This is a genomic window from Polaromonas aquatica (assembly GCF_050626995.1).
Classification (GTDB): Bacteria; Pseudomonadota; Gammaproteobacteria; order Burkholderiales; family Burkholderiaceae_C; genus Polaromonas; species Polaromonas aquatica_A.
Genome location: NZ_CP192467.1, coordinates 2,304,839 through 2,330,097 on the forward strand (window position 1 = coordinate 2,304,839; position 25,259 = coordinate 2,330,097).

General features: G+C 62.0%; 22 protein-coding genes and 1 pseudogene. 11 read left to right on the forward strand and 12 right to left on the reverse strand.

Features of this window, described 5'->3' with window-relative positions; all coding sequences use genetic code 11:
- The first annotated feature begins 4 nt into the window (after nt 1–4).
- The 4 genes from lptB (at nt 5) to ACQ4MS_RS10980 (ending at nt 4,485) form a co-directional block, all read left to right on the forward strand.
- Entirely contained in the window at nt 5–790 is a 786-nt protein-coding gene (gene lptB, locus ACQ4MS_RS10965) for an LPS export ABC transporter ATP-binding protein (RefSeq protein ID WP_431094412.1), read from the forward strand.
- A gap of 165 nt (nt 791–955) precedes the next feature.
- Nucleotides 956–2,491, forward strand: coding sequence for an RNA polymerase factor sigma-54 (locus ACQ4MS_RS10970; RefSeq protein WP_431094414.1), 1,536 nt, complete (start codon nt 956–958; stop codon nt 2,489–2,491).
- A 138-nt stretch (nt 2,492–2,629) separates the two neighbouring features.
- Complete coding sequence (locus ACQ4MS_RS10975; protein WP_431094416.1) at nt 2,630–4,069, forward strand: THUMP domain-containing class I SAM-dependent RNA methyltransferase; 1,440 nt, start codon at nt 2,630–2,632, stop codon at nt 4,067–4,069.
- Nucleotides 4,066–4,485 (forward strand): putative toxin-antitoxin system toxin component, PIN family, encoded by a 420-nt coding sequence (locus tag ACQ4MS_RS10980; protein WP_431094418.1) that lies wholly within the window; start codon nt 4,066–4,068, stop codon nt 4,483–4,485. Before ACQ4MS_RS10975 ends, ACQ4MS_RS10980 begins: the two co-directional genes overlap by 4 nt.
- 50 nt (nt 4,486–4,535) lie before the next feature.
- Here ACQ4MS_RS10980 and ACQ4MS_RS10985 read toward each other — a convergent pair whose 3' ends face one another.
- A complete protein-coding gene (locus ACQ4MS_RS10985) occupies nt 4,536–6,278 on the reverse strand; it encodes an FMN-binding glutamate synthase family protein (protein ID WP_431094419.1) in 1,743 nt (580 codons plus the stop codon).
- 115 nt (nt 6,279–6,393) lie between these two features.
- Here ACQ4MS_RS10985 and ACQ4MS_RS10990 point away from each other — a divergent pair, with 115 nt between their 5' ends.
- A complete protein-coding gene (locus ACQ4MS_RS10990; protein ID WP_431094421.1) occupies nt 6,394–7,224 on the forward strand; it encodes a UPF0149 family protein in 831 nt (276 codons plus the stop codon).
- Between the two features lie 279 nt (nt 7,225–7,503).
- Here the strand turns inward: ACQ4MS_RS10990 and ACQ4MS_RS10995 are convergent.
- From ACQ4MS_RS10995 to ACQ4MS_RS11015, 5 genes and pseudogenes are all read right to left on the reverse strand, one after another.
- Nucleotides 7,504–7,587: pseudogene (locus tag ACQ4MS_RS10995) on the reverse strand (OsmC family protein); the annotation flags it as partial.
- Between the two features lie 72 nt (nt 7,588–7,659).
- Nucleotides 7,660–8,592, reverse strand: coding sequence for an alpha/beta fold hydrolase (locus tag ACQ4MS_RS11000; protein WP_431094423.1), 933 nt, complete (start codon nt 8,590–8,592; stop codon nt 7,660–7,662).
- Nucleotides 8,593–8,608: 16 nt separating this feature from the next.
- Nucleotides 8,609–9,100 carry a nuclear transport factor 2 family protein gene (locus ACQ4MS_RS11005; RefSeq protein WP_431094425.1) on the reverse strand — a complete coding sequence of 164 codons (492 nt, stop codon included), beginning with the start codon at nt 9,098–9,100 and terminating at the stop codon, nt 8,609–8,611.
- 67 nt (nt 9,101–9,167) lie between these two features.
- Nucleotides 9,168–9,626 (reverse strand): CinA family protein, encoded by a 459-nt coding sequence (locus tag ACQ4MS_RS11010; RefSeq protein WP_431099579.1) that lies wholly within the window; start codon nt 9,624–9,626, stop codon nt 9,168–9,170.
- Between the two features lie 53 nt (nt 9,627–9,679).
- Nucleotides 9,680–10,210 carry a phosphatidylglycerophosphatase A family protein gene (locus tag ACQ4MS_RS11015; RefSeq protein ID WP_431094427.1) on the reverse strand — a complete coding sequence of 177 codons (531 nt, stop codon included), beginning with the start codon at nt 10,208–10,210 and terminating at the stop codon, nt 9,680–9,682.
- A 144-nt stretch (nt 10,211–10,354) separates the two neighbouring features.
- On the opposite strand from ACQ4MS_RS11015, the gene ACQ4MS_RS11020 reads away from it, so the two are divergent.
- Nucleotides 10,355–11,764 (forward strand): esterase-like activity of phytase family protein, encoded by a 1,410-nt coding sequence (locus tag ACQ4MS_RS11020; RefSeq protein ID WP_431094428.1) that lies wholly within the window; start codon nt 10,355–10,357, stop codon nt 11,762–11,764.
- Between the two features lie 16 nt (nt 11,765–11,780).
- Here the strand turns inward: ACQ4MS_RS11020 and ACQ4MS_RS11025 are convergent, their stop codons facing one another.
- On the reverse strand, nt 11,781–12,707 hold the full coding sequence (locus ACQ4MS_RS11025; RefSeq protein ID WP_431094430.1) for a LysR family transcriptional regulator: 927 nt from the start codon (nt 12,705–12,707) through the stop codon (nt 11,781–11,783).
- Nucleotides 12,708–12,858: 151 nt separating this feature from the next.
- Between ACQ4MS_RS11025 and ACQ4MS_RS11030 the strand changes: the two genes are divergently transcribed.
- Nucleotides 12,859–13,047: a hypothetical protein gene (locus tag ACQ4MS_RS11030; protein ID WP_431094432.1), complete on the forward strand. Its 189-nt coding sequence runs from the start codon at nt 12,859–12,861 to the stop codon at nt 13,045–13,047.
- Here ACQ4MS_RS11030 and thiL read toward each other — a convergent pair.
- The 5 genes from thiL to apaG form a co-directional block, all read right to left on the reverse strand.
- Nucleotides 13,035–14,021 (reverse strand): thiamine-phosphate kinase, encoded by a 987-nt coding sequence (gene thiL / locus ACQ4MS_RS11035; RefSeq protein ID WP_431094434.1) that lies wholly within the window; start codon nt 14,019–14,021, stop codon nt 13,035–13,037. The two genes, ACQ4MS_RS11030 and thiL, sit on opposite strands and share 13 nt — an antisense overlap.
- A 44-nt stretch (nt 14,022–14,065) precedes the next feature.
- Nucleotides 14,066–15,205 (reverse strand): YbdK family carboxylate-amine ligase, encoded by a 1,140-nt coding sequence (locus ACQ4MS_RS11040; protein ID WP_431094436.1) that lies wholly within the window; start codon nt 15,203–15,205, stop codon nt 14,066–14,068.
- Complete coding sequence (locus tag ACQ4MS_RS11045; RefSeq protein ID WP_431094438.1) at nt 15,195–16,454, reverse strand: cation:proton antiporter; 1,260 nt, start codon at nt 16,452–16,454, stop codon at nt 15,195–15,197. Before ACQ4MS_RS11045 ends, ACQ4MS_RS11040 begins: the two co-directional genes overlap by 11 nt.
- Nucleotides 16,455–16,847: 393 nt before the next feature.
- Complete coding sequence (locus tag ACQ4MS_RS11050; protein ID WP_431094440.1) at nt 16,848–18,809, reverse strand: site-specific recombinase; 1,962 nt, start codon at nt 18,807–18,809, stop codon at nt 16,848–16,850.
- A 21-nt stretch (nt 18,810–18,830) separates the two neighbouring features.
- A complete protein-coding gene (gene apaG, locus ACQ4MS_RS11055) occupies nt 18,831–19,226 on the reverse strand; it encodes a Co2+/Mg2+ efflux protein ApaG (RefSeq protein ID WP_431099580.1) in 396 nt (131 codons plus the stop codon).
- A 96-nt stretch (nt 19,227–19,322) separates the two neighbouring features.
- On the opposite strand from apaG, the gene rpe reads away from it, so the two are divergent.
- From rpe to ACQ4MS_RS11075, 4 genes are all read left to right on the forward strand, one after another.
- Nucleotides 19,323–20,018 carry a ribulose-phosphate 3-epimerase gene (gene rpe / locus ACQ4MS_RS11060; protein ID WP_431094442.1) on the forward strand — a complete coding sequence of 232 codons (696 nt, stop codon included), beginning with the start codon at nt 19,323–19,325 and terminating at the stop codon, nt 20,016–20,018.
- A gap of 90 nt (nt 20,019–20,108) precedes the next feature.
- On the forward strand, nt 20,109–21,692 hold the full coding sequence (locus ACQ4MS_RS11065) for an adenylate/guanylate cyclase domain-containing protein (protein ID WP_431094443.1): 1,584 nt from the start codon (nt 20,109–20,111) through the stop codon (nt 21,690–21,692).
- A gap of 71 nt (nt 21,693–21,763) precedes the next feature.
- On the forward strand, nt 21,764–22,567 hold the full coding sequence (locus ACQ4MS_RS11070) for a response regulator (RefSeq protein WP_431094445.1): 804 nt from the start codon (nt 21,764–21,766) through the stop codon (nt 22,565–22,567).
- A gap of 44 nt (nt 22,568–22,611) precedes the next feature.
- On the forward strand, nt 22,612–25,140 hold the full coding sequence (locus tag ACQ4MS_RS11075) for a PAS domain S-box protein (protein ID WP_431094447.1): 2,529 nt from the start codon (nt 22,612–22,614) through the stop codon (nt 25,138–25,140).
- Nucleotides 25,141–25,259: the final 119 nt, after the last annotated feature.

Consider the following 25,259-nt stretch of genomic DNA (forward strand, 5'->3'; position numbering starts at 1 on the left):
ACACATGGATGTGGTGACTGACACTTCGGCGGCGGCCCATATCGCCACGCCCAGCCGCCTTGTTGCGCAAGGGTTGCAAAAATCGTACGGCAGCCGCAAGGTGGTACAGGACGTTTCGCTGGCCGTGCAAAAAGGCGAAGTGGTCGGCCTGCTGGGCCCCAACGGGGCGGGCAAAACAACCTCGTTCTACATGATTGTGGGCCTGGTGCGCGCCGATGCGGGTGAAATCTCCATCGACGGGAAGTCGGTTGAACACATGCCGATCCACCTGCGCGCCCGCCTGGGTCTGAGCTACCTGCCGCAGGAAGCCTCGATCTTTCGCAAACTCACGGTGGAAGAGAACGTGCGTGCCGTACTGGAACTGCAACTTGATGACGGCGGAAAACCGTTGGGGCGCGCCGCCATCGAGTCGCGGCTTGACGCCCTGCTGCAGGATTTGCGCGTGGATCATTTGCGCAATTCGCCAGCGCCGGCGCTGTCGGGCGGTGAGCGCCGCCGCGTCGAGATCGCACGCGCACTGGCCACCCAGCCTCGCTTCATCCTGCTCGATGAGCCCTTTGCCGGCATCGACCCGATTGCCGTCATCGAGATCCAGCGCATCATCGGCTTTCTCAAGTCGCGCGGCATCGGCGTGCTGATAACCGACCACAACGTGCGTGAAACGCTGGGCATCTGCGACCACGCCTACATCATCAGCGACGGCCATGTGCTGGCGCAGGGCACGCCCTCCGAGATCGTCAACAACGCCGATGTGCGCCGCGTCTATTTGGGCGAGCACTTCAAGATGTGATGGCTCCCCACTGTTGTCGAAAAATGGCTTCCCCCCTTTGTCGCTCACTTTGTGTAGCTCCCTCCCCCCTTGAGGGGGCGGCGCCTGCGGCCTGGCAAAGCCAGATCCGCGGCCCCCGCTGGCCGACAACATGTCACTTCAATCTTCCGCGCGTTTGAAAATACAGTGAAACAAGGTCTCTCTCTTCGCGTCTCGCAGCATCTTGCGTTGACGCCTCAGCTTCAGCAGTCGATCCGGCTGTTGCAGTTGTCGACGCTTGAGCTGAGCCAGGAGGTCGAGCAAATGCTCGACGAGAACCCGTTTCTGGAGATGGCTGAAGAAACCGCGGTGCGGGAGGAATTCGGGCTGGAGCATGTCGATACGCCGGTGAGTCACGACAGCCGGGAATTCGAGGCTGCTATAAATTCGGTAGCTGGGGGGCAAGACGATACGGGGGCTCCAGGCCAAAGTGATGCAGAAGTCAGTGCCGAACCCAAGCTGGAGGAAAGCTGGGAAGGCGACGGCACGGTAGAAACCACGCCCGACGACAGCGAGTGGGGCAGCGATGCACCCGCTCGCAAGAACAACAACGAAGAGAGCGAAGCCGAGGCCTCCGACCTGACGGGCAGCCATGAGTCGCTGCAGGATCACCTGCACCGGCAGTCGTTGAGTCTGCGTCTGTCGGAAGAAGACCGCGCCGCGCTGCATTTCCTCATTGAATCGCTCAACGACGACGGTTATCTTGAAGACAGCCTGGCGTCGCTGGCCGCCGGCCTGGCAGGTAACAACCTGGAGCAGGCCGAAGAACTCGAGCAACGCTTTGCGATGGCGCTCAAGCTGCTGCACCACATGGAACCGGCCGGTGTCGGTGCGCGCAACCTGGCCGAGTGCCTGGGCCTGCAACTGCTCGACTGCAAGGATTGTGAAGAAACCCGCGCCGCCATCGCCATGTGCAAACAACCCATGGAGCTGTTGGCCAAGCGCGACGTGAAGCGCCTGTCGCACCTGTGCGGCTTCACCGAGACAGCGATTAAAGGCGCGATCACCGTGATTGGCCGGCTTGATCCCAAGCCCGGGCGCCGCTTCGTGAATGTGGAGCGCAACCTGATCGTGCCCGACGTCATCGTCGTCAAGTCGGGCCGGGGCTTCAAGGTCTCGCTGAACGGGGACGTCATGCCGCGCCTGCGCGTGCACGACATTTACGCCAACGCCCTCAAGCAGCACAAGGGTCAGGGCGGCCCGGCGCTGCAGCAGCGCCTGCAGGAGGCTCGCTGGTTCATCAAGAACATCCAGCAGCGCTTTGACACCATCCTGCGCGTGAGCAGTGCGATTGTCGAGCGACAGAAAAACTTCTTCACTCACGGCGAGCTCGCCATGCGTCCGCTGGTGTTGCGTGAAATTGCCGACGAGCTGGGCCTGCATGAATCCACCATCTCGCGCGTGACCACGGCCAAGTACATGGGCACGCCTTTCGGCACCTTCGAGCTCAAGTATTTCTTCGGCTCTGCGCTGGGCACCGAAACCGGCGGCAACGCTTCGAGCACGGCGGTTCGCGCGCTGATCAAGCAGTTCGTCTCGTCTGAAAGCTTGAAGAAGCCGCTCAGCGACAACCAGATTTCCGAAATGCTCAAAGAGCAGGGCATTGAATGCGCTCGCCGCACCGTGGCCAAGTACCGCGAGGCCTTGCGCATTGCGCCAGCCAACTTGCGCAAATCCTTGTGAATGTGGCCCCCACGGTCGCCCACTGCGTGTGGTCCCTGCCCCCCGAGGGGACCGCTGCGCCTGCGGCCCGGCAAAGCCGATTCCGCGGCCCCTGCTTGCAAGAGAACCGTTGACACAGCCAGTCGTAAGTCTTTATTCATGAACCAACTCCAATTGTTTTTACCGTGCGCCGCCGGTGTCGAGGCCCTGCTGGCCACCGAAGTGCAGCGCGTCACCGGCATCCAGGGCAAAGCCTGGCGCGCCGGCGTGCAACTTCAGGCTTCGTGGCGCGACGCGCTGCAGCTCAACCTGCACAGCCGGCTGGCGCAGCGCGTGCTGATCGAGCTGCAGCACAACCAGTACCGCAGCGAGCAGGACCTCTACAACGCCGCCGCCAATGTGGCATGGGAAATCTGGTTCACGCCCAGGCAGACTTTCAAGATCGAGATTACCGCCCAGCACAGCCCGCTGCAAAGCCTGAACTTCGCGGCGCTGAAGATCAAGGACGCGGTGGCCGACCGCTTTCGTGCCAAGTTTGACGACGTGCGCCCCAGCGTCGACACGCGATGGCCCGACGTGCGCATCTATGTGCACCTGACGACCGACACCGTCACCATTTACATCGACACCTCCGGCGAGCCGCTCTTCAAGCGCGGCTGGCGCGAAGACAAAGGCGATGCGCCGCTGAAAGAAACCCTGGCTGCCGCCATGATCGCCGCCAGCGGCTGGGACCAGCTGTGCAAAGAAGGCGTGCCGTTGTACGACCCGTGCTGCGGCTCCGGCACCATCGCGATTGAAGCGGCGCAGATTGCCTGCAACATCGCGCCCGGCATCAACCGCCGCTTTGCTTTCCAGAAGTATTTGCCCTTTCAGGGCCATGTGTGGGACGGCCTGCTCGACCAGGCCGAAGCCGCTATCACCGAGCCCACGGCACCGGTCTTCGGCAGCGATGTGTCTTTCCGCATGGTCGACTTTGCCGAGCGCAACGCCGAGCGTGCCGGTGTGGCCAATGCGGTGGAGTTCCGCGGCGGTGACGCGCTGCAGCGCATGCCGCCCGCACCCTCGGGCGTGATGCTGGTGAATCCGCCATATGGCGAACGCATCGACGTGGCCGGTGTGGCCGGCATTACCGGTGTACAGGGGCGCGACCAGCGCCGCCAGCAAGGCCAGGCCGAGGGACGCGTGCAACAGGACCACCGCAACCAGCCCATCGACGAATTTGGACAGCCGCTCAATCGCGATGCAGGTGACAACCGCAACAGTGGCGACACCCGTGAAGAGCCCGCATTTGAAACTGCACGCGACCGCTCCGCCAACCCGGGCCGCGAGCAGGCGCAAAACGCCTGGGGTGAAGAGGCTACCGACTTCTTTCCGCAGCTGGCCGCGCACTGGAAGAAAAACTACGCCGGCTGGACAGCCCACGTGCTTACGCCCGACCTCAAGCTGCCCGGCAAGATGCGCCTGAAAGAATCACGCCGCGTGCCGATGTGGAACGGTCCCATCGAATGCCGCCTGTTCCGCTTTGACATGGTCGCCGGCTCCGCGCGCGGCAAGCCGGGCGCTTCCCCCGCCGCTCCACAGACAGACCAGAAACCGTGACGGCCCCGGCGCTCCAACCCGTTGTCCTCGACACCAACATCGTCCTCGACGTCTTTGTCTTCAACGATGCGGCTGCGCAGCCGTTGAAAAAAGCACTGGAAGCCGGTGAACTCGACTGGCTGGCCACGCAAGCGATGCGCGATGAGCTCGAGCGCGTTCTGGGGTATTCGCAAATCATTCCGCGCCTGGCGTTTTACAAACTCAGTGCTGCAGATGTGCTCGCCGCCTTTGACCGGTACGCGCGGCTGACGGACGTGGCCGCCAAAGCCGGAGTCAACTGCAGCGATCCCGACGACCAGAAATTCATTGACCTGGCTGTGGCCGTCAAAGCCCTGCTCCTGAGCAAGGACCAGCACGTACTTTCAATGAAAAAAAGGCTGTTAGCCCAGGGAATACGGGCGCAAGCAGCTATTTAATTAGTAGCAAATCCCTGACGGCCGCGCCCCCACGCGAACCAGCGCGGCGATCAGGCTGCGGCGCGTTCGGCCAAGCTGCCTCCGGCCGGCATAGGTACATGAACCCCGTTGGCCTGCGCCGGCATGTGCTCGCCGGGCCCTACGCCGTTGGCGCGAAAGCTGTGCGCGCTGGCCAGCGGCCAGTAGTAGCTGAACACCGTGTTCTGTTTGTCCAGAGAGCCCAACAGCGCGCCCGGCTCCACACGCATGATGAGGTTGCTCAGGAGCCGCACCTCGGTATCCGTCAAACGCCGCACGATGTGGTGGGCGTTGACCTCGCGCGGATGGCACAGGCCCGCGGCCTGCACCAGCTCTTGCAATGCATGCAGCGTGCTGCGGTGAAAGTTGCGCACCCGCTCGGCCTTGTCGGGCACCACCAACGCCTGCTGGCGCACCGGGTCTTGCGTGGTCACACCCGTTGGGCATTTGCCGGTGTGGCAGCTTTGCGCCTGGATGCAGCCCAGCGCCATCATGAAGCCGCGCCCCGCATTGCACCAGTCGGCGCCCAGCGCCATCAGCCGCACCATGTCGAAAGCGCTCACTACCTTGCCAGCCGCGCCTATCGATACACGGCTGCGCAGGTTCACGCCGATCAGCGTGTTGTGCACCAGTAGCAGGCCTTCCTGCAGCGGCGCACCGACGTGGTCGGTGAACTCGACCGGCGCCGCGCCCGTGCCGCCCTCAGCGCCGTCGACCACGATGAAGTCGGGCGTGATGCCGGTTTCCAGCATGGCTTTGACAATCGCAAACCATTCCCAAGGGTGGCCGATGCAGAACTTGAAGCCTGTCGGCTTGCCGCCCGAGAGTTTTCGCAGTCTGGCGATGAAATACATCATCTCCACCGGCGTGCTGAATGCGCTGTGGCTGGAGGGCGAAATGCAGTCCTTCCCCTGTGGCACACCGCGCGCCGCCGAGATTTCGCCCGTCACTTTGGGGCCGGGCAATATGCCGCCGTGGCCGGGCTTGGCGCCCTGGCTCATCTTGAGTTCGATGAGCTTGACCTGCGGATCACAGGCATTGGCGGCAAAGCGCTCTTCGCTGAAGGTGCCGTCTTCGTTGCGGCATCCGAAATAGCCCGAGCCGATTTCCCAGATCAGATCACCGCCGTGCAGCCGGTGATGCTGGGAGATCGAACCTTCGCCCGTGTCGTGCGCAAAGCCACCCAGCTTGGCACCCTTGTTCAGCGCCATGATCGCGTTGGCCGAGAGCGAACCGAAGCTCAGCGCCGAGATGTTGAACACGCTCGCATGGTAGGGCTGCGTGCAGGGCTCAACCGAGGGCGAAGGGTTTTCGGGCGTGCCGCCTATCCAGACGCGAAAGTCATGCGTGGGCAGTTTGGTCGGCGACATCGAATGGTTCACCCATTCATAGCCCTGCGCGCCCACGTCGAGCTGCGTGCCGAAAGGCCGGTTGTCAGGCTCGCCCTTGGAGCGCTGGTACACCAGCGAACGCTGGGCGCGCGAAAACGGTGTGGCTTCGCTGTCGCTTTCGATGAAGTACTGGCGCATTTCCGGCCGGATGAACTCGAACAGGAAACGCATGTGGCCGATGACCGGATAGTTGCGCAGCACCGCGTGGCGCGTTTGCCGCAGGTCATGCACCCCCACGCCCACCAGGGCCAGGCAGGCGATGAGGGCCAGCCACCCAACGCCAAACGCCACCAGGCTGAACAGCGCCAGCAACGCGCCCAGCCCGCACAAAGCCATGAAGGTGTAACGAACGGGGAAGCGGGCATCCAGGCGATGAAGAAGCATGGTGGAGCTCTCGTGGTTGGGTCACAAAAGGGCACAAAGCAGAAGGCCTGCAGTGCGATGCGCCAGATACACTTTGCATCATAAGAGCCTCGCGTGACGCTCAGGACTGTTTTTCATGAAGCCCACCCCCAAACCCCTCAGCCCTTCAACGCCTTCGCCGGAACCGGTTTTTATGGAAACCGAAGACTTTGACGAGCTGGACGCCATCCTCGACGAGCTGCGCACCCGCTATGACGAAACGCCCCAGTGGGAGTTTTGCGAAGGCTTCATGGCTGCCGTGATCTGCTCGCGCCGGCCGATAGATACCAACGAATACCTGCCCGTGCTGCTGGCCGTACCCGCGGAAGGCGAAGCGCCCGATCCGGAAAGTGGCTCATTTGCCGACAACGCGCAACGTGAGCGCTTCCTTGCGCTGTGGGGTCAGCGCTGGAACGAAGTCGCCACCGCACTGGACACCGAAGTCGATTCACTCGAAGACGACAACTGCTATCACCCCGAGGTAATGGACATACGCGGCGCGGTGGCCGACATGCCAGCCGAGGAGCGCGCCGCCTTCAAAGGCGAAGACCTCCCCGCCTTTGCCCAGGTGTGGGCGCTGGGCTTCATGTTTGCGGTGGAAAGCTGGCCCGACGAATGGCTGGCCCCGCGCGACAAGGACGCCGCCAAATGGCTGGACGGCGCCCTGCAAGCCGTGGTTGCCATGACCGAAGACGATACCGCTGCGCCCGAGGTTTCACCCTTGAGCGAAGACGGCGCGCCCAGCACCAGCATTGCCCGGCTGAATGCCTTTGGCGAAGCGATCTGGGCGGTGTATGACCTGCGGGAGTTGTGGAAGACGCTTGGTCCCAAGGTGGAGACGGTCCGGGCGGAGGCTACGCCTGGGCGCAATGATCTTTGTTATTGCGGGAGTGGGAAGAAATACAAGAAGTGTCACGGGGCTGGGTGATTTGGGAGTTTTTGATTTTTACCGAGGTAATGCCTTGGGTCGTAGCTCCTGAATTAATAGCAGATTCTCTCCCAACTTCCAACTTCCAACTTCCCACTTCCCACTTCCCACTTCCCACTTCCCGTTCCCGGTTCCCGGTTCCCCGTTCCCCGTTCCCCGTTCCCCGTTCCCCGTTCGGGCTGAGGTATCGAAGCCTTTGGTTGTTTCGGGCGCTGAGTTGTTTGGATTCCGGGACCGGGATTGCCACCGGGCAAGCCCCGGCCAACCACCCTCAACAAAAACCGCGGAAGGTGACGACGAGCCCGGAACTTCCAGGCCGCCGTCAAAGCGCAGCACGTGGCGGTGGCTATAGCGGTTGTCCAGAAAGTTGGCGTCTTTGCGCTCTCACGGGGTTTCGGCAAAGTAACGCGCCATGGCCTTGTTGGGAAAATAAAACTAGCTGAAGAAAGCACGCAGCGCCTGCGCTGTCGCCTCGGGTTGCTCTTCGGGAATGAAGTGCCCCGCTGGCATGGCCTGGCCTGATACCTCGCCGCTGCATTGCGCTTCCCACAGCGCTATCGGGTCGAACAGCCGGTGCACCACACCGCGCTCGCCCCACAGCACCAGCAGGTCGCAGGCCAGCTTCAGATGCTGCGTGCGGCTTTCGCGGTCATGTTCCAGGTCTACGCCGGCGCTGGCGCGGTAGTCCTCGCAGGCTGCGTGCAGCGCTTCGGTGTTGCAAAAGCAGCGTTCGTATTCGGCCAGCGCCTGCGGCTCGATGTAGTTCAGGCCTGCGCTGCCCCAGCCCCCGAGCTTGGCGTGCAGGTAAGCCCTTGCCGTCTCGGGGTGGTTGGCGCCCATCATGATCTCGGGCAGCGGTGCCGGTTGCAGCATGTGAAACCAGTGGTAGTAGGCGCGCGCAAAAGCCATGTAGGGCTCGGTCATGCTGCGGCCTTCATACATGTCCAGCGTGGGGGCGATATCGATGATGCAGAGCTTTTGCACGCGCGCCGCGTAGTCCAGCGCCAGCCGGTGGGCCACGCGCCCGCCGCGGTCGTGGCCGCAGAGGTAAAAGCGGCTGATGCCCAGCGCATCCATCACACCGGCCATGTCGTGCGCCATATTGCGCTTGCTGTAATTGCTGTGGTCGGGCAGGCCCGCGGTTTTTGAGGAGTCGCCATAGCCGCGCAGATCAGGCATCACCAGGAAGTAGTCGTTTGCCAGGCGCTGCGCCACGCGATGCCACATCACATGCGATTGCGGAAAGCCATGGAGCAGCAGCAGGGCCGGGCGCAGCGGGTCGCCCGGCACTACCCTGGAAAACCGCGCGTTGATAGAAGTGCCATTGACCTCGAAACTTCGCGATTCGAATCCTTCAAACCAGGGCATAAAAACTCCTGTTGGATCAACTCTTGCGTTGGGCCAGGTATTTTTGCAGATTCGCGGCCGCTTGTGCCCGCACCTTGTTGCGCAGGAAAGGCGTCCACCCTAGCAACAGGCCGGGAGCGCCTAGCGCCTGTCGTGACCAGGCCCAAAAGCTGAAACGGTCCCGGTGGCGCGTAATCAGACCGTGCTCATTGAACTCAAACACGCCGTCAATACTGTTGTGCACCATGCGCCCGGTCGCGCTGAAACGGTAGTCGGCTTCCCAGTGTGATTTTCCTGTGCTGGCGCCCGCTTCAATGCCGCTGTAGATGAGCTTCCACACATCCATGCCTTTGGCCTTGGTGACGTCGCACAGCATGTGCCACATGCCGGTCACTTCCTTGTGGCCGCGCAGCGAGAAAGCTTCGTCATCAAACTGGGCATCGGGCGCATAACAGCTCGCCATGGTGTCGGAGTCGAGGCGGGCGAAGGCGGTGTAAAACTTCTCGAGAGTGGCCTGATTGGGGTGCATGGTGTCTCCTGGTGGATCGGTTCGCGAACTCTATAGCGCCTGGCGCCGCCCCGGCGTCTCTCAGGCGTCAGCCGGCCTTGCGCAGCAATTGCAGCAACCGCTGCACCGCATGCTGAACGGTGGCGCTGCGCACCGCGGCGCGGTCGCCATTAAAGCGCTTCATCTCGCTGGTGACCTGGCCGCCCACGTTGAAACCAAACCACACCGTACCCACGGGCTTGGCGGCGCTACCGCCCGTCGGGCCGGCTACGCCTGTCACGGCGACTGAAACTTGCGCATGGGATCGGGTCACCGCGCCTTGCGCCATCGCGCGGGCAACCTCTTCACTCACTGCGCCGTGCCGTCTGATTAGCGCGGCGTCCACGCCCAGCAGTTCGGTTTTGGCTTCGTTGGAGTAAGTGACAAAACCGCGCTCAAACCAGGCGCTGGAGCCCGCCAGGTCGGTGCAGGCAGCGGAAATCATGCCGCCGGTGCAGCTCTCGGCGGTTGCCAGCAGCCAGCGCTTCTCTTGAAGAAAGTCGGCCATTAGCCCAATAGATACCTGCGCTGGCAGCTCTTCTTTTGATAGCAAATCGCTGCTCACCAGAAGAACCTCCAGAACGCAAGGACCAGCAGCGCGCAAAAGGCCGCCACGAAGTCGTCAAACAAAATGCCGAAGCCACCGCGCCAGTTAAAGCCCTTGAAGGCGGAATCTGCCCAGGCCACCGGGCCGGGCTTGACCGCGTCAAAAAAGCGGAACAGCACAAAGGCAGCCAGCTGCGTCCAAAAATCGGCGGGCATCACCAGCCACAGCACCAGCCAGAAAGCGACCACTTCGTCCCAGACGATGTTGCCGGGGTCCAGCACGTTCATGGCTTTGGCTGTTACGGTGCAGGCCCACCAGCCGATGAGGGTAGACGCGGCGATCAGCCAGCCGATTTCGACCGGCGTCAGCCATTGCTGCAGCACCAGAAAGGCCAGCCAGGCCCACAGCGTGCCGGCCGTGCCGGGCGCGACCGGGCTGAGCCCCGAGCCAAACCCCAGGGCGATGAAATGTGCAGGGTGCGCCAGCAGAAATTTCGCGTTAGGCCGGGAGGGCCCGGACGCCGGCGGCAGCGGTATGTCGGTCATGGTGTGAGGGAGGTGGATGGCTGATTTTGTCACAGGCGATTCACACAGAGGCGGCACAGTCCAGCGTTTGACGCTTTCGCCAACAAGCCAACCAACAACTCAACCAATTACTCAACTAACAACACCTAACGAGGGAATCCGGGAATGAACAAGACTGTCCTGAAACAAATGAATGTGCTGACGCTCGTTGCCGCCTGCGCCCTGTGCCTGGCCTCAGGCGCCAGCCCTGCGCAAGTCCAGATGCCCGCAGCTCCGGTAGTGGAAGCGGTTCTGGCCGGCCACGCAGCCTTGCCTGCAAGCACCGCGGTGCCGGCGCCGCGTGATGCCGGCGCTTTGTTTGCCACGGCGGGCAAGTTTGCCAACGGCAAGCGCCAGCGCAATGAGCAGCTCGGCAGCGAGCGTGCCAACACCTTTGTGGGAGACCCAAAATACCCGCGCGCGTCTGGCGGCACCCTGCCCATGACGGGGCAGTCGGTGCAGGGCTTTTCGGGCATCGTTTCCCTGGGCAAAGGCGAATTCCTGGCGCTGACCGACAACGGCTTTGGCAACAAGATCAACTCGCAGGATGCTTTGCTGATGGTGCACAAGGTGTCGGCCGACTGGGCCAGGGGCCAGGTCGTGCGCCGCAGCACAACTTTCCTGAGCGATCCGAACAAGCGCGTGCCCTTTCACATCCAGAACGAGAACACACAGCGCCGCTACCTCACAGGGATCGACTTCGACCCCGAGTCCCTGCAGGTGGTGGGCAACGAATGGTGGATAGGCGACGAGTTCGGCCCCTATGTGCTGCGCACCGACTTTGAGGGCCGCGTGCTGGGCGTGATTGAAACCGTTATCAACGGCAAGCTGCACGCTTCGCCCGACCACTACATGCAAGGCCGCCTGCCCAATCTGCCGGGCGAAGCGCTGTTTGAAGTGCGCCGCTCCAATGGCTTCGAGTCCATGGCCAAGTCGCCTGACGGCAGCAAGCTTTACCCTATGTTTGAAGGCCCGCTCTACGACGCAGCCGCCAAGAGCGTGGAAAAAGCCGGCGATAAAACCTATGTACGCATCAACGAAGTGGACGCCGCCACGCGCAGCTACACCGGCAAGCAATGGAAGTACCTGCTTGAAGAAGTGGGCAATGTGGTGGCCGACTTCCAGCTGCTGGATGCCACCACGGGGCTGGTGATTGAGCGTGATGACAGCACCGAAGGCATGGTGCCTGCCTGCCCCAATGAAGCACGCACTGACTGCTTTACCCGCACCGCGCGTTTCAAGCGCGTCTACAAGATCGACCTGGCGGCTGTTGATGCGGACAGCTTTGTGCGCAAGGTGGCGTATGTCGACCTGACACGCATTGCCAACCCCAAGCGTCTGGCCAAACTGGGCCTCAATGAAGCGGTGTTTGCACTGCCGCACCTGGGTCCTGAAGGGCTGGCCGTTGTAGATGCCACGCACATTGTGCTGGTCAACGACAACAACTTTCCGTATTCGTCCGGCCGTGAAATCGGCAAGCCGGATGGCAATGAGCTGACGTTGCTGGATATCCGCGCGCTCATCGAGGCCAGGTAAGCCCAACAACCCGGGATCAACCGGCGGGAGGCGCGCCCACCAGGTCCCGTTCGCGGCTGAACCATTCGGCCCAGTAATCGATGCAGGCACGGATTTTCGGTAGCCGGTGCCGCCCACCCAGCGTCACGGCATGGATGGGTACGGGCTGCTCATCGACGAAGCCGGGCAGCACCGGCACCAACAGGCCGCGCCGCACCAAAGACTCTGCCGCCAGCATGGCAAATCGCGCAATGCCCAGGCCTTGCAGCGCCAGCTGGCTGGTCGTGCCGGTAGAGTCAGCGCGCCAGCAGCCTTCCGCCGTCATCACCACGGGCTGGCCGTCGATGATGAAGGGCCAGCGGTTGAGGCTGGTCGCGCCGCTGTTGCTGATCAGGCGGTGTCCGGCCAGGTCGTCGGGATGCTCGGGTGTGCCGTGGGCTTCAAGATAGCCCGGCGTGGCGTAGAGCCTGCGCCCATGTGTGCCGATCTGGCGCACCACCGTGTTCTCGTTGGTGTGGGTACCGCTGCGTATCGCGATGTCGACGCCGTCGCGCACCATGTCCACCAGCCGGTCGTCCACCTTCAGCTCCACGCAGACGCGCGGGTGGCGTTGCTTAAGGCCCGTGAGGCTGGGCACCAGCAGGTATTCGGCCATCACGGTGCTGGCTGCCACACGCACCCAGCCGCTGGCCTCGCCGCTCTGGCTGGCGAATTCGCCTTCCAGGTCGTCCAGCGTGTGGGTCATGCGCCGGCAGTAGCCGAGAAAGGTCTCGCCCTCGGGTGTGAGGGTCAGTGCGTGCGTGCTGCGGTGCACCAGCCGTGCGTCGCAGGTTTTTTCGATGCGGGCAATCGCGCGCGATACCTGGCTGACGGGCACGCCACGCACGCGGGCCACAGCCGAGAAGCTGCCCAGTTCGGCCACGCGCGCGAACAGGTGCATATCGTCAAAGTTCAGGTTTCGCATGCCGGCCATATTACCGGCGGCCGCACTTTTTTGTTTTGCTTCTGGTGCAAGACGAATTTGCGGCGGTGGTGGTTTCCGGGTGAGGCTGTTTTGCGCACAGTAGCCGTGTACCCCGTTATCAGGAAAACGGGCCACTTCGAAGGACATGCTCATGAACTACCTCTACACCTCAGCCGAAGAAAACCGCCTGGCAACCGCCGCCGAAACCGAAGCCCGCCGATTGCGTGCCCTGGCAGCGGCTGAATTCTGGTCGGCGATTGCCCGCTGGGCCCGCAGCGCAGCCAGGCGGCTTGCGCGCCGCACACGGACAGAAGCCGCTGCACGCCTTCAGGCGAAGTGATCGAAGGAGACGTAGCGGCGTTCCAGGGGCTTGCCCGCCGCGTCAAGCAAACGCAGACCGGGCGCTGCCTCGATGACTCCGATCCGGCTGACGGCGGTATGCGCTTGGCGAGCCGCAGCCTGTACCGCTTCGCGCGCCGATGCGGGCGCGGTGAAAGCCAGTTCGTAGTCGTCACCGCCGGCCAGCACGCATTCCAGTTGCTGTTCAGAAGAAATAGTAGCGGCAGCCCAGGTGTTATCCGCACTTGAAGCTATTAAATTAATAGCAACTGAGGTGTCTATGGAAGCCCCCACGCCGGATGCGCGCAGGATGTGCTGCAGGTCACCTTGCAGCCCGTCGCTCAGGTCAATCGCCGCCGAGGCAATGCCGCGCAGTGCCTGGCCCAGCGCCACGCGCGGCGTGGGTTGCTCCAGCCGGCTTCTGGCCTGGGCCAGCAGGCCGGGCGGCAAGGCGAGCTTGCCGCGCAGGGCTTCCAGCGCCAGCCGGGCATCGCCCAGCGTGCCGCTCACGTACACATCGTCTCCGGGTTTGGCGCCGGAACGCAGCAAGGCCTGGCTTTTGCCGCCCACCACCGGTACTTCTCCAAACACCGTGATGCAGATATTGAGCGGCCCTTGCGTGGTGTCGCCGCCCACCAGTTCGCAGCCGTGCGCATCGGCCAGTGCGAACAGGCCTTTCGAAAAGGCCGCCAGCCAGGCTTCATCGACACGAGGCAGCGACAGCGCCAGCGTGAACGCCAGGGGCTTGGCGCCGCACGCGGCCAGGTCGCTCAGGTTGACGGCCAGCGCCTTGTGGCCCAGCGTGACCGGGTCCACATCGGCAAAGAAATGACGGCCCTCGACCAGCATGTCGCTGGAAATTGCCATCTGCGTTGAGGGGGCTGGCTGCAGCAGCGCGCAGTCGTCGCCGACGCCCAGCGCCGCGCGTGCGGCCGGGCGCGTGAAGTAGCGTGCAATCAGGTCAAATTCACCCATAAGCCGAGCATACAGGCTGCGCTGGGCCTTTGCGGGTTGGGATGTCAGGGATGCTGATGGTGTGTCACGCCGCCGCGAAATCGATCGGCTGCCTGGCGAATGACCTCGGCCAGCAGGTGCTCCTCGCCCTGCTTTTCACGAAGCCAGCGGGCATCGTTGTCGGCCCGCTCCACACTGGTACGCAGCAGGTGCATGGAGGCGCTGGCGCCCACGCTGGCAGCGTGGCGCTCAATCTGCGTCATGGTCTGCAGGATGTGTTCGCGCAGCGGCATGTGGCCGCCGGTAGCCGGGTCGACATACACCGCGTCCAGGCCGAAGCGGCAGGCCTGGAAACGGTTGTAGGTGTAGACCAGGTAGTCGTCTTCGGTAGGCATGAAGGGCTGCTCATGCATGAACCAGGAAGCCAGCGACTGCACGAAACCTGCCAGCGCGGTGGCGCGTTCCACGGTCAGCGGTGTATCGAACACGCGGATCTCGATCGTGCCGAATTCGGGCTTGGGCCGGATATCCCAGTAAAAATCCTTCATGCTCTTGACGACACCGGTGCGCGTCATCTTGTCGAAGTAGAGGGTGAAGTCGTCCCACGTCAGCGCAAACGGTGCCCGGCCCGACAGCGGAAAGGCAAACACGGAGTTGAGCCGCGCCGAGTCGAAGGCCGTATCCTGTCCCTGCACATAGGGGGACGAGGCCGACAACGCGATGAAGTGCGGGATGTAGCGCGACATGCGGTGCAATGTCAGCAAGGCGCTGTCGGCGTCGGGGCAGCCCACGTGGACGTGCTGGCCAAAAATCGTGAACTGCTTGGAGAGGTAGCCATACAGTTCGGACAACTCGCGAAAGCGCGGCTTGTCGTAAATGCGGCGTTCATGCCACTGCTGGAAGGGATGCGTGCCGCCGCCGACCACCGCAATATTGAGCTTGTCGGCGCTTTTGACGAGTGCATCACGAATCTGCGAGAGCTGGCCCAGCACCTCCGACGCGTTGTGGCACACACCCGTCGAGATTTCAATCATGCTGGACGTCATCTCCGGAACCACAGCGCCTGGCAGGGGTGTTTTGGCCATCAGGCGCAGCATGTCTTCGGCGTAGGGCGCAAGATCGTAGTCGTGGGTGTTGACGAGCTGCAGTTCAAGCTCGACGCCCAGCGAAAGGGCGGCGGATTTCTGGAAGGATTCAAGACTCATGGACAGGTCCTGTTGAAGCGCTGCGTGTGAGCGGCGTCCAGGGCTTGGAGCTTTCGCCGGCGCGATAAATGGCCACGGTAGCGAGTACGGCGCCCAGCACTTCCATCAGCAATATGGCAGGCAGGGCCACGCTGGCAATCTGACGACCGGTGGCGCCCGAGGCGGCCGCGAACTGGGACACCAGCAACAGTGCAACCGATGACATTGGCGACATGGCGCAGCCCACCCAGAGGGCCTGCTTCCAGCTGGCACCGCTGCCCACGTTACCGATGGCGACGCCGGTGATCTTGGCGGCCATGCGGGCCACGACCATGGCAATGACCAGTCCGGCCACGGGGCCGCTCCAGTCTGCCTGTGCGGCCACCACGGAGACCAGCACAAACATCAGCATGGTCAGCATGGACGAGGCTGTGCCCATCTGCCGTGGCCATGACCAAGGGCGCGGGTTGAGCTGCTTGAGCAGCATGCCGCCCAGCAGGGCTGCCAGCGGCGCCGAGCCACCATAGTGCGCTGCGAGGGCCGCACACGCGGCGATCAACGCCAACAGCAGAATGGCGGTGTTTTCGCTCGTGGGGCTCATCACGCGCAATGCGGCGCGCAGGGTCAGAGCGAGCACGGCGCCAACCACCACTGACAGGCCCAGCACCACCAGAACCGGATACAGCGGGCTGGAAAGCGCAGCTTCGCCTCTTGGCATCAGGCCGGCACGGGTGCTGCACAGCGTGAGCGCATACAGCGTGCCCAATGTTGACAACACCAGTGCGCGTTCCGTCACCGGCCCTGCGGCACGTGTGTCGATGGCTACGCGCGAGAGGACGGCCGGTGACGCCGCCATGGCCAGCAGTGCGAGTGACTCCGCAACGATCTCGCGCACGCCCAGCTTGTTCAGGATCCAGTAAACAAAAACATAGGTGAGGGCAGATTCCGCCAGGCTTTGTACCAGCACCATGGGGTTGTGGCGAAACCAGCGCAATGGAATCCGGCCACCTGCTTCAAACAGCACCACCGCAACGCCCAGTTCCAGCAGGAAGAGCCCGGTGCCCTGCAGTGGCCACACGGCCCCGGTAAAACCCGCCAAGCCAGCCAGGCCGCCCACAAGTGAATACCCAATGACCTTGGGAAGACCGGTGTAGCGGTTGACAAGGTGGCCGGCCGCGGCCGCCACTGCCAGAAGGATGGACCACTGCACGGTTGGCAGCCCTGCAGAGGGCTTGATCCATTCAGCCCAGATGGCCAGGATATCGTTCATACGGGATTGCCTCCACTCTCGTCAGGTCTTCTTCAAGCATGCCTGTGTGTGCGGCATGTTGCGTGTTGAATGGCCAGCCTTGGCGGCGTAAAGCCCGATGGCGTTCTGGAAAAGAAACGTTGCATTAATTTACAGGCGACCCGCTGCGGGGCATGTAGGACAAGGCCGGAATGTGGCCCCCACGGTCGCGCACTGCGTGTCGCTCCCTGCCCCCCGAGGGGGCCGCTGCGCCTGCGGCCCGGCGAAGCCGGTTCCGCGGCCCCTGCTTGCTTTGAAGAGGTTGAGTAGCGAGGACCAGTGGTCCGCGGGACTGGCTTTACCAGACCGCAGGCACCGTCACCTTGAGGGAGAACAGGCTTACACGAAGTGAACCTGGACAGGGGAGCCAACCACTCAGGGCATGAAGAAGCTGCGCGGGTGGCTGCGCAGGCGCTCCCAGATGGCTGTGCGTATGCGTGCACGGTCGAGGTTGCTCACGTTGTGCGCCTGCAGGGCGAGGCGGAAGGCGAGGTAAAAACTCACACCGAGGTTGAGCGCGCCAATCAGGGGAATGGCAATGATGCAAGACCAGATCGGCCAGTGCCGCAGTGCCTCCAGCCCGAGCGAAGCGCCGGCCGCTGCCAGTTGCCCGGTGGACAGCGTGACGTGGCGGGCTTCAAGTTCCAGGCCGAAAAATCCCGTGAAAGCCGGTATCAGGCCGAGCATGAAGCCCAGCGCAATGTTGGACGCAAAACCCGAGATGTTGTCGCGCATGAAAATGGACCAGCGCGCGGCGCGTTCACTGCCCAGCACGGTGGTAATACGCGGGTTGTGGCGCATCGCTGAATCCAGGTGATGCAGGACAAACCAGTTTTCTGTCCAGCCTGCGATCATGCTGGCCGCAAACAGGATGCCGCCGGTGAAGCCAGCCCACAGCAGGGTGGGGCCCAGCAGTGTGAGCGTTTCAAGCACGTGGTGCGCTTCGGTGGCGCTGATCATCGGCCGGCCCAGCAGCAGCTGGATCAGCGTGTTGATCAGCAGCACGGCAGGCACCACCATGAAAACGTTGCCGAACACCGCCGCTACCTGGGAGCGCACCAGGTGCGTGACCTCATCGACAAAGGCTTCAATGGTGTTCGCGGCATCGGCCGCGCCGAGATCCTTGAGCTTGGCTGCCATGGCCGGCGCTGTCATGGCCGGTTGCTTGGTCGCCAGCGTGAAATGCAGCAGCTGGATCAGGATGAAGCTTGCGGAGTACATGACACCTGCCCAGAAGCCGCTCCAGAAAGCCGACAGTCCGATGCCCACGATCATGAATTTGAGCAACGTGGTGAAAGCCGTGACAGCGCCGCCGCCCATGGCCTTGCCCAACATCTCACGGTATTCCTCCCGTGTACGGGTGATGTAGGTCTCACCGGTTTCGGCGCTGCGTTCGGCCATCTTGGCTGACAGCAACGTGGAGTTCGCGCTGATCAATGCGCCTATGCTTTTGCCCTCTTGCGCCATGATGACGCGGCGCCCCAGCAGCTTGACGGCCGCCATCGCGGGCTTTGGCGACAGCAGGCTGTCGAGCAGTTCGCGCACCCGCAGGATGCGTTCGCGCAGCTGGCGCAAGCGGAACACCATGCCGACCGAGATGCCGTGGTCTTCCAGGTGGATATAGATGCTGTTGACGGCTTGGCGGCAGGCGTCCAGCCGCTCACGGTATTGCGCAATGGCGGATTGCAGTTGGGCCTCGTCCCTATCGGGTTTGAAAAATGCGTTGCGCAGTTCGTCAATATCGGCGGGCAAGGCATGAAAAGCCCGCGCATGGGGCGTGGCGCGGTTCATGCGCAAGCGAAGCTCAGGTGCAAAGCCGGTGGCCCGGATTTGCGCCGTGCAATAGGTCAGCGCATCCATCAGGCTGTATTGCCAGTGCAGCGCATCGATTTGTGGGCTGGCCGACAGCAACTGCGTGAGCCGGCTGATCTGGGCCTCCTCCAGGGCCCCCATCCACTGGGCATCAAAGCGTGTAGGCGCGACGAGTGGGAAAAGCTCGGAGGCATCGGTGGTTTCCGGTGTCCCCGGCAACAGCTTGCGGCGCAGGCGTTCAGCCAGCTCGCTGACGAAAGCCGTGCGCGGCGCAAAGCCGAAATCCGCCAGCAGAGTGGTGATGTCGACAGTTTGCATCAGCGTTTGCCACCAGGCCTGCAACCTGGCATGCACCTCGGGTTGCATTTCCACCGCATCCATAAAGGACTGGACACGCGATACAGCCGCGGGCACGGAAGTCTGGTCGCCCCGGATCCACTCGAAGAGCTTGATCAGCCAGACATGGCGCAGCGCCATGTCAGCATCGGGATTGAGCGCCTTGAGGAGGGAGGCAAGGTCCTTCATCAGTCAATCAGGCCCATACGCTCAATGCAGGATACGGCCGTGCGGAGCGTTGCCGTTGTGCGCTTCCAGAACAAACATGGGAATGGGTACCTCAAAACGTTCGCCATCTTCGGCCACACAAAAATAGCTGCCGTGCATGGTGCCGCTGGGTGTGCGCAGGCGCGATCCGCTGGTGTACTGGAAGGACTCACCCGGCTTGAGCAGCGGCTGGTGGCCCACGACGCCCAGGCCCTTGACCTCTTCGTTGAGGCCATTGGCGTCGCTGATGATCCAGTGCCGGGAAATCAGCTGGGCCGTCACCTCTCCGGTATTGGTGACCGTCACGGTATAGGAAAACCCGTAGACATGGTCTTCCGGCGCTGACTGCTCAGGCTGGTACTGGGGAACGACTTCGCAGGAAAACTGGTATTTGGGCATGGGAGGTAAACGGTTGGCGCCCATGTTAACCGCCTGCCCGGCAGGTTGCCACGTGCTGGGAATGACTCGGCGGCGGCTTGCTGCGACAATCCCGTCATGCCTAAAAACACGCTGCCCACCTACCGGATTGCTCCCTCCATTTTGTCCGCAGATTTTGCCCGCCTTGGTGACGAGGTCAAAACCGTGATCGCCGCCGGGGCCGACTGGATCCATTTCGATGTGATGGACAACCACTATGTGCCCAACCTGACCTTTGGCCCGATGATCTGCCAGGCGCTCAAGCCCCACGCAAAAAGAGCCGATGGCACGGCCGTGCCGGTGGATGTGCATCTGATGGTGCAGCCCGTTGATGCACTGGCCGCGGCTTTTGCCGATGCAGGCGCCGACTTCATCAGTTTTCACCCCGAGGCATCGGGCCACGTGCACCGCAGCGTGCAGGCCATCAAGGCAAAAGGCTGCAAAGCGGGGCTGGTGTTCAACCCGGCGTCGCCGCTGGATGTGCTGGACTGGGTGATCGAGGACATCGATCTCATCCTGATCATGAGTGTCAATCCGGGTTTTGGCGGACAAAGCTTCATTGACTCGGCTTTGCGCAAAATAGAAGATGCCAGAAAACGCATTGACGCATCGGGAAAGGACATCCGCCTGGAGGTCGATGGCGGTATCAAGACCGACAACATCGCGCGCGTGGCGTCGGCCGGTGCCGATACCTTTGTCGCAGGCAGCGCGATTTTCGGAAAGCCCGACTACAAGGCGGTGATTGACGCCATGCGGGTGGAGCTGGTGAAATAGGGCAAGCTGCAATGATGCAGACCCTTGTCTACTCCATCCAAAACCGGTAGAGCCGCAGCCAGGCCGGCATTCATGGAAAAGAGCCGCATCATGACTGAATCTGTGAAACCGCCGGCTGGTGAGGCACTCTCTGCGCGAAGGGCCCGGATCCTGGTGGTAGACGACACTGAGGACATACGCTATTTCCTCGCGACGCTGCTACAGGACAAATATGAAGTGATCGCTGCCGCCTCAGGTGAAGCTGGGCTGCAGGCAGCGACTTCGGGGGTGCGCCCCGAAATCATCCTGCTGGATGTGATGATGCCGGGCATGGATGGGTACGAGGTGATGCGGGAACTGGCGCGGGATCCGCGTACGGCTGATATCCCGGTGATTTTCCTGACCGCACTGAGCAGCGTGGAGGAGGAACAGTACGGACTGGACCTGGGGGCCACCGATTACATCACCAAGCCCATCAGTCCACCCATTCTTTTAGCACGCGTCAGGCTGCATCTTGAGCGCAGCGCCAACGCCAAGCGTCTGAAAACCCTGTCGGAGCAGCTGTCGCGTTATCTGGCGCCGCAGGTCTACCAGTCCTTGTTTGACGGATCCCGCCAGGCTGAAATCGAGACGCAGCGCAAATGGCTCACCGTGTTTTTTTCGGACATCAAGAACTTTACCGAATCGACGGGAAAGTGGCAGCCCGAGGAGGTCACCTTCCTGCTGAACAGCTACTTTGAAGAAATGTCCCAGATCGCGGCCGACTATGGCGCGACGCTCGATAAATTCATCGGTGATGCCATCGTGATTTTTTTCGGGGATCCGCATACCCTTGGCCGGCAGCAGGATGCCATGCAGTGCGTTCGCATGGCGGTGGCCATGCTGGTGCGGCTTGACGAGTTGCAGGTGCGGTGGAAGACGATGGGCATCGACAAGGCATTTGAAATACGCATCGGCATTCATTCCGGATTTTGCGACGTCGGAAATTTCGGCAGCAAGCTGCGCATGGACTACACCATCATCGGCCGGGAAGTGAATCTGGCTGCCCGGCTTGAGCAGGCTGCGGAGCCCGGGCAGATACTGATCTCCAGCGAAACCCATGCGCTCGTGCAGACGGAAATCCAGGCTCATGCCCGTTCCCCGGTGCTGGCCAAGGGATTCTCCGAGGCCATTCCGGTGTATGCCGTCCTGAAGCCGGCGCCTTTGTCCGAGGGCATTGCTGCAGCCCCCGGCCTGCCGGCACAGGCAGAGCTCTCGCACGCTTCCGCCAAAACGCCAAGGGCAGGCCCCCCCCTTGCGGATGCGGCAGATGCAGCGTTGCCTGAGAGCATTGCCGGCCTGGATCTTGGCATCGGCCTGACCCGCGCGATGGGCATGAAGGGGTTTTATCTGTCGATGCTGCGCCGGTACCTCGACGGTCGCCGGGATACACCCCGGCAGATCCGGGAAGCACTGGATGCGGGTGACCTGAAGAACGCCGAGCTGCTGAGCCATTCCTTGCGAGGTGTTTCGGCCCAGATCGGCGCCATTCGCGTGCCGGCGGATGCCGCCGCGCTTGAGCAGGCCATCAATGAGGGTCTGCCGCGCCAGAGCCTGGATGATTTGCTGCGAAAACTGGAGTCATCCCTGGGCGAGCTGATTGCTGCGCTGCAATCAGGACTGCCACCGGCAGAACAGGTGGCAACAGGCCTTTGACGGCGCGGACCAAGGGGCGGCCGGGCGTGCAGGTGTATCGTTTCCTTACATTGCAAGCCACTAGAATCAGAATGCAATCAGGCGCATGCCAGACTGTTACCCGCGAAAGGACATCCACAGTGCATCCAAACAATATTTATGCGGTTACACCCAAAGGTCAACAGGAGCTGCGCAGCGCGGCCACTTCGATTTCGCAGCCGGAGATCGAATTGCTGGTGCGGCTTGATGGTGTCCTGACAGTCGCGCAGATCCGGCAGAGCATGGGTGATGCCGGAGATGCGGCAATAGAGGGCACTCTGGATTTGCTGTTCGCCAAGGGGCTCGTGGAATTGGTTCCACCCGATCCCTTCGGCGCATCGCTTCAGTTTCATCTGAGTCCCTCCGCGTTGACGGCGGCGGATGCCGAAGCTGACTCGTGTGCGGCCACGCTCAAGAAGTCCAACTATTACGTGCGCATCGCGCGCAAGCGTGGAGCGCCTCGAACGCGAGCCGCTGGCGAGCGCCTGTCGGCGATCATCGTGGATGATGAGGAGCATTTGGCCAAATTCCTTAAAAGCTACCTGACGTTTGAAGGCTTTGACGTGCGAACTGCTGGTTCGCGTGCCGAGATCGTGGCGGAATTTCGCAAGCAGCCCATCCCCGATCTGGTCCTTCTGGACGTGATGCTTCCGGATGCGGACGGGTTTGACATCCTGCTGCGGATTCGTTCCCACCCGGTGCTCAAGGATGTTCCGGTGATCATGCTGACCGCCAAGGCGACACGCGAGTCGGTGCTGAAAGGGCTGGCGGGCGGTGCAGATGGGTATGTCACCAAACCCGTGGAGACGGAATCATTGATTCAGGCAGTCCGCACTGTGTTGGGTACGCCCCAATAGGCTGTGGCCTTCCCCCGGCGAACAGGCCTGAAGCTTCACATGCCATGAAATTGCCTTTTCGCCCCAGCGTCAACGTGGCCCTGTTTGCGGGGATGGTTCTCATCGCGCTGAGCATCGCAGCATCCTATGTCACCATCAATTCGCTGATCAGCGATGCGCAAAGTGAAAGTGAGGCGCGGGAAACTGCGCTTCTTCTGCAGCGTGTGGTTTCCGAGTTCAAGGCTGCGGAATCTTTGCAGCGGCGCTATTTACTGACGAATGCTTCAAGGGACCTGGCAGACTACCAGCAGTCCCGCACGCAGATCCAGCAGTCGCTGGAGAGCATGCGCGCCGGGCAGGATGCGGGTACCGCCACTCCGGACTGGCTGGCGCTGAAGGATGCCATCGCGCGAAGAATTGAAGTGATGGAGCAAGCCGTCACGGCCCGGCAGCAATCCGGCCTCGAGGCCGCCACGGCCCTTGTGGGAGGAATCCGGAACCGTCAACTCCATGACGAGATTGAAACCCTGATTGCCCGCATCAAGGGAGGGGAAGCATCGGCCCTTGAACACACGAAGCTGGAAACCCGCCAGACCGCTCAAACCGTCAAACAGCTGATCCTCATGGGTGGATTGCTGTCGCTCAGCATATTTGCCTGGGCTATCCAGAGAATCTTGCGGGCACAGGCAAAGCGCCGCCGCGCTGAAGCTTTGCTCCTGGACAGTGAGGCCATGAGCCGGGCCGTGACCGAAAGCATGGCTGAAGGGCTGATCACGGCAACGGCTGAAGGGCTGATCGTCCATGCCAACAGTGCAGCACGGCATCTTTTCGGATACCGCCTCGATGACCTGGTGGGCCAGGAGGTTGCCATGCTGTTGCCAACCCGGTACCGAATGGGATTCAGCGCTTTTTTCTCCGGGCTCAGCGGCCGCCAGCGTGGTTTTCGGGAGTGGGATGTCAAGGTTCTGGGCCTGCGCCACGACGGAACCGAGTTCCCCATCAACGCATCCTTCGGTGATGTCAATGTAGGAGGGAAACGGCTGTTCACGGCCATCATTCACGACATCACCGAGAGCACCCGCATTACAGAGGCGCTTCGCAACAGCGAGGAGCAATTGCGCCAGCTGACTGATACCGTTCCGGCCCTGATCGCCTATATCGACGGGGAGCAGCGCTTTCAGTTCCACAACCATGCCTATGAAGAAGTGCTTGGCTTGAAAGCGGAGCAAATCCAGAACCGGCCAATGCAGGAGGTGCTGGGAGCAGAGCTGTATGACCAGGTCAAGGCGCATGTGCGGGAAGCGCTTTCCGGCTATTCGGTGCGCCATGAGCTTGAGTATGTGACTCCCAGCGGAGACCGCCGCGAGTACCTGATGAACTATTTCCCCCGATATGGGGAAGATGACGAGCAGGACATGGTGATCGGGTTTTCCTCGTTGGGCACGGACATCACCGAGCTCAAGCGGATCGACCGTATGAAAACCGAATTCGTCTCAACCGTCAGCCATGAGCTGCGCACGCCGCTGACATCGATACGCGGATCACTGGGGCTGGTGTGGGGCGGTGTAGCCGGTGCAATTCCGGAGAAGGCCAAAAACCTGGTGGGTATTGCCCAAAGCAATTGCGAGCGGCTGATCCGGTTGATCAATGACATTCTTGACAGCGAGAAAATCGAATCGGGAAAGATGCGGTTCGAACTGCAGGCGCAAGAGCTTGAACCGTTGCTGGAGCGGGCCCTGGCAGACAACGAAGGCTTCGCGGCCCAGCTCGGCGTCAAGCTGGTCCTCCATAAAACCGAGGATGCTCCGCGGGTCTGCGTTGACGGCGACCGCCTGATCCAGGTGGTGACCAACCTGCTGTCCAATGCCATCAAGTTTTCTCCTCCAGAAGGCACGGTCGACGTGATTGTGCGCAAGCAGGGCCGGCGGGTCCGGGTGGAGATTTCTGACAAGGGCCCCGGGATTCCCGACGAATTCCGGCAACGCATCTTCCAGAAATTCTCACAGGCGGATTCCTCCGATACCCGCCAAAAAGGCGGGACCGGGCTGGGCCTGAGCATCTCCAAGGCCATTGTTGAGCGCATGGAAGGCAACATCGGGTTCACGACGGAGAGTAACAAGGGAACGACGTTTTACTTCGACCTCCCCGAATGGCGCGAAGCGCCTCCTGTTACTGCGCCCGCGGGGCTTTATGCACGCCCCCGTGTGCTGGTGTGCGAGGATGATCCGGACGTCGCCAAGCTCATCGGCATGATCATGGACAAGGGCGGATATGACGCGGACATTGCCCATACTGCAGACCAGGCACGTGATTACCTCAAGATGGAAACGTACGCCGCCATGACGATGGACATCAAGCTGCCTTACGAAAACGGTCTTGCGGTGGTTCGTGAACTGCGTGCCAACCAGCGCACCGCCACGTTGCCGGTGCTGGTCCTGTCGGTCATCGCTGCGGAGGCCAGGCAGCATGCCGAAAACCAGGCGCTCGGCGTCTCCGAGTGGCTGGAAAAACCGCTGGATGAACAGCGTTTGCTCAAGTGCATCAAGCGCGCCATCAGAAGCCGCTCCAACGGGAAGCGCGGGGGCGTTCTTTGAGGCTGCTATCTCGCATCGAGCGTGATGTGATCCAAGTACACATAGTTTGAACCGGAAACGTTACGGCGTCCTTCCGATTCGGTTGAGTGTGTGGATCCTGCCTCAAGAAGTGCGGTGTT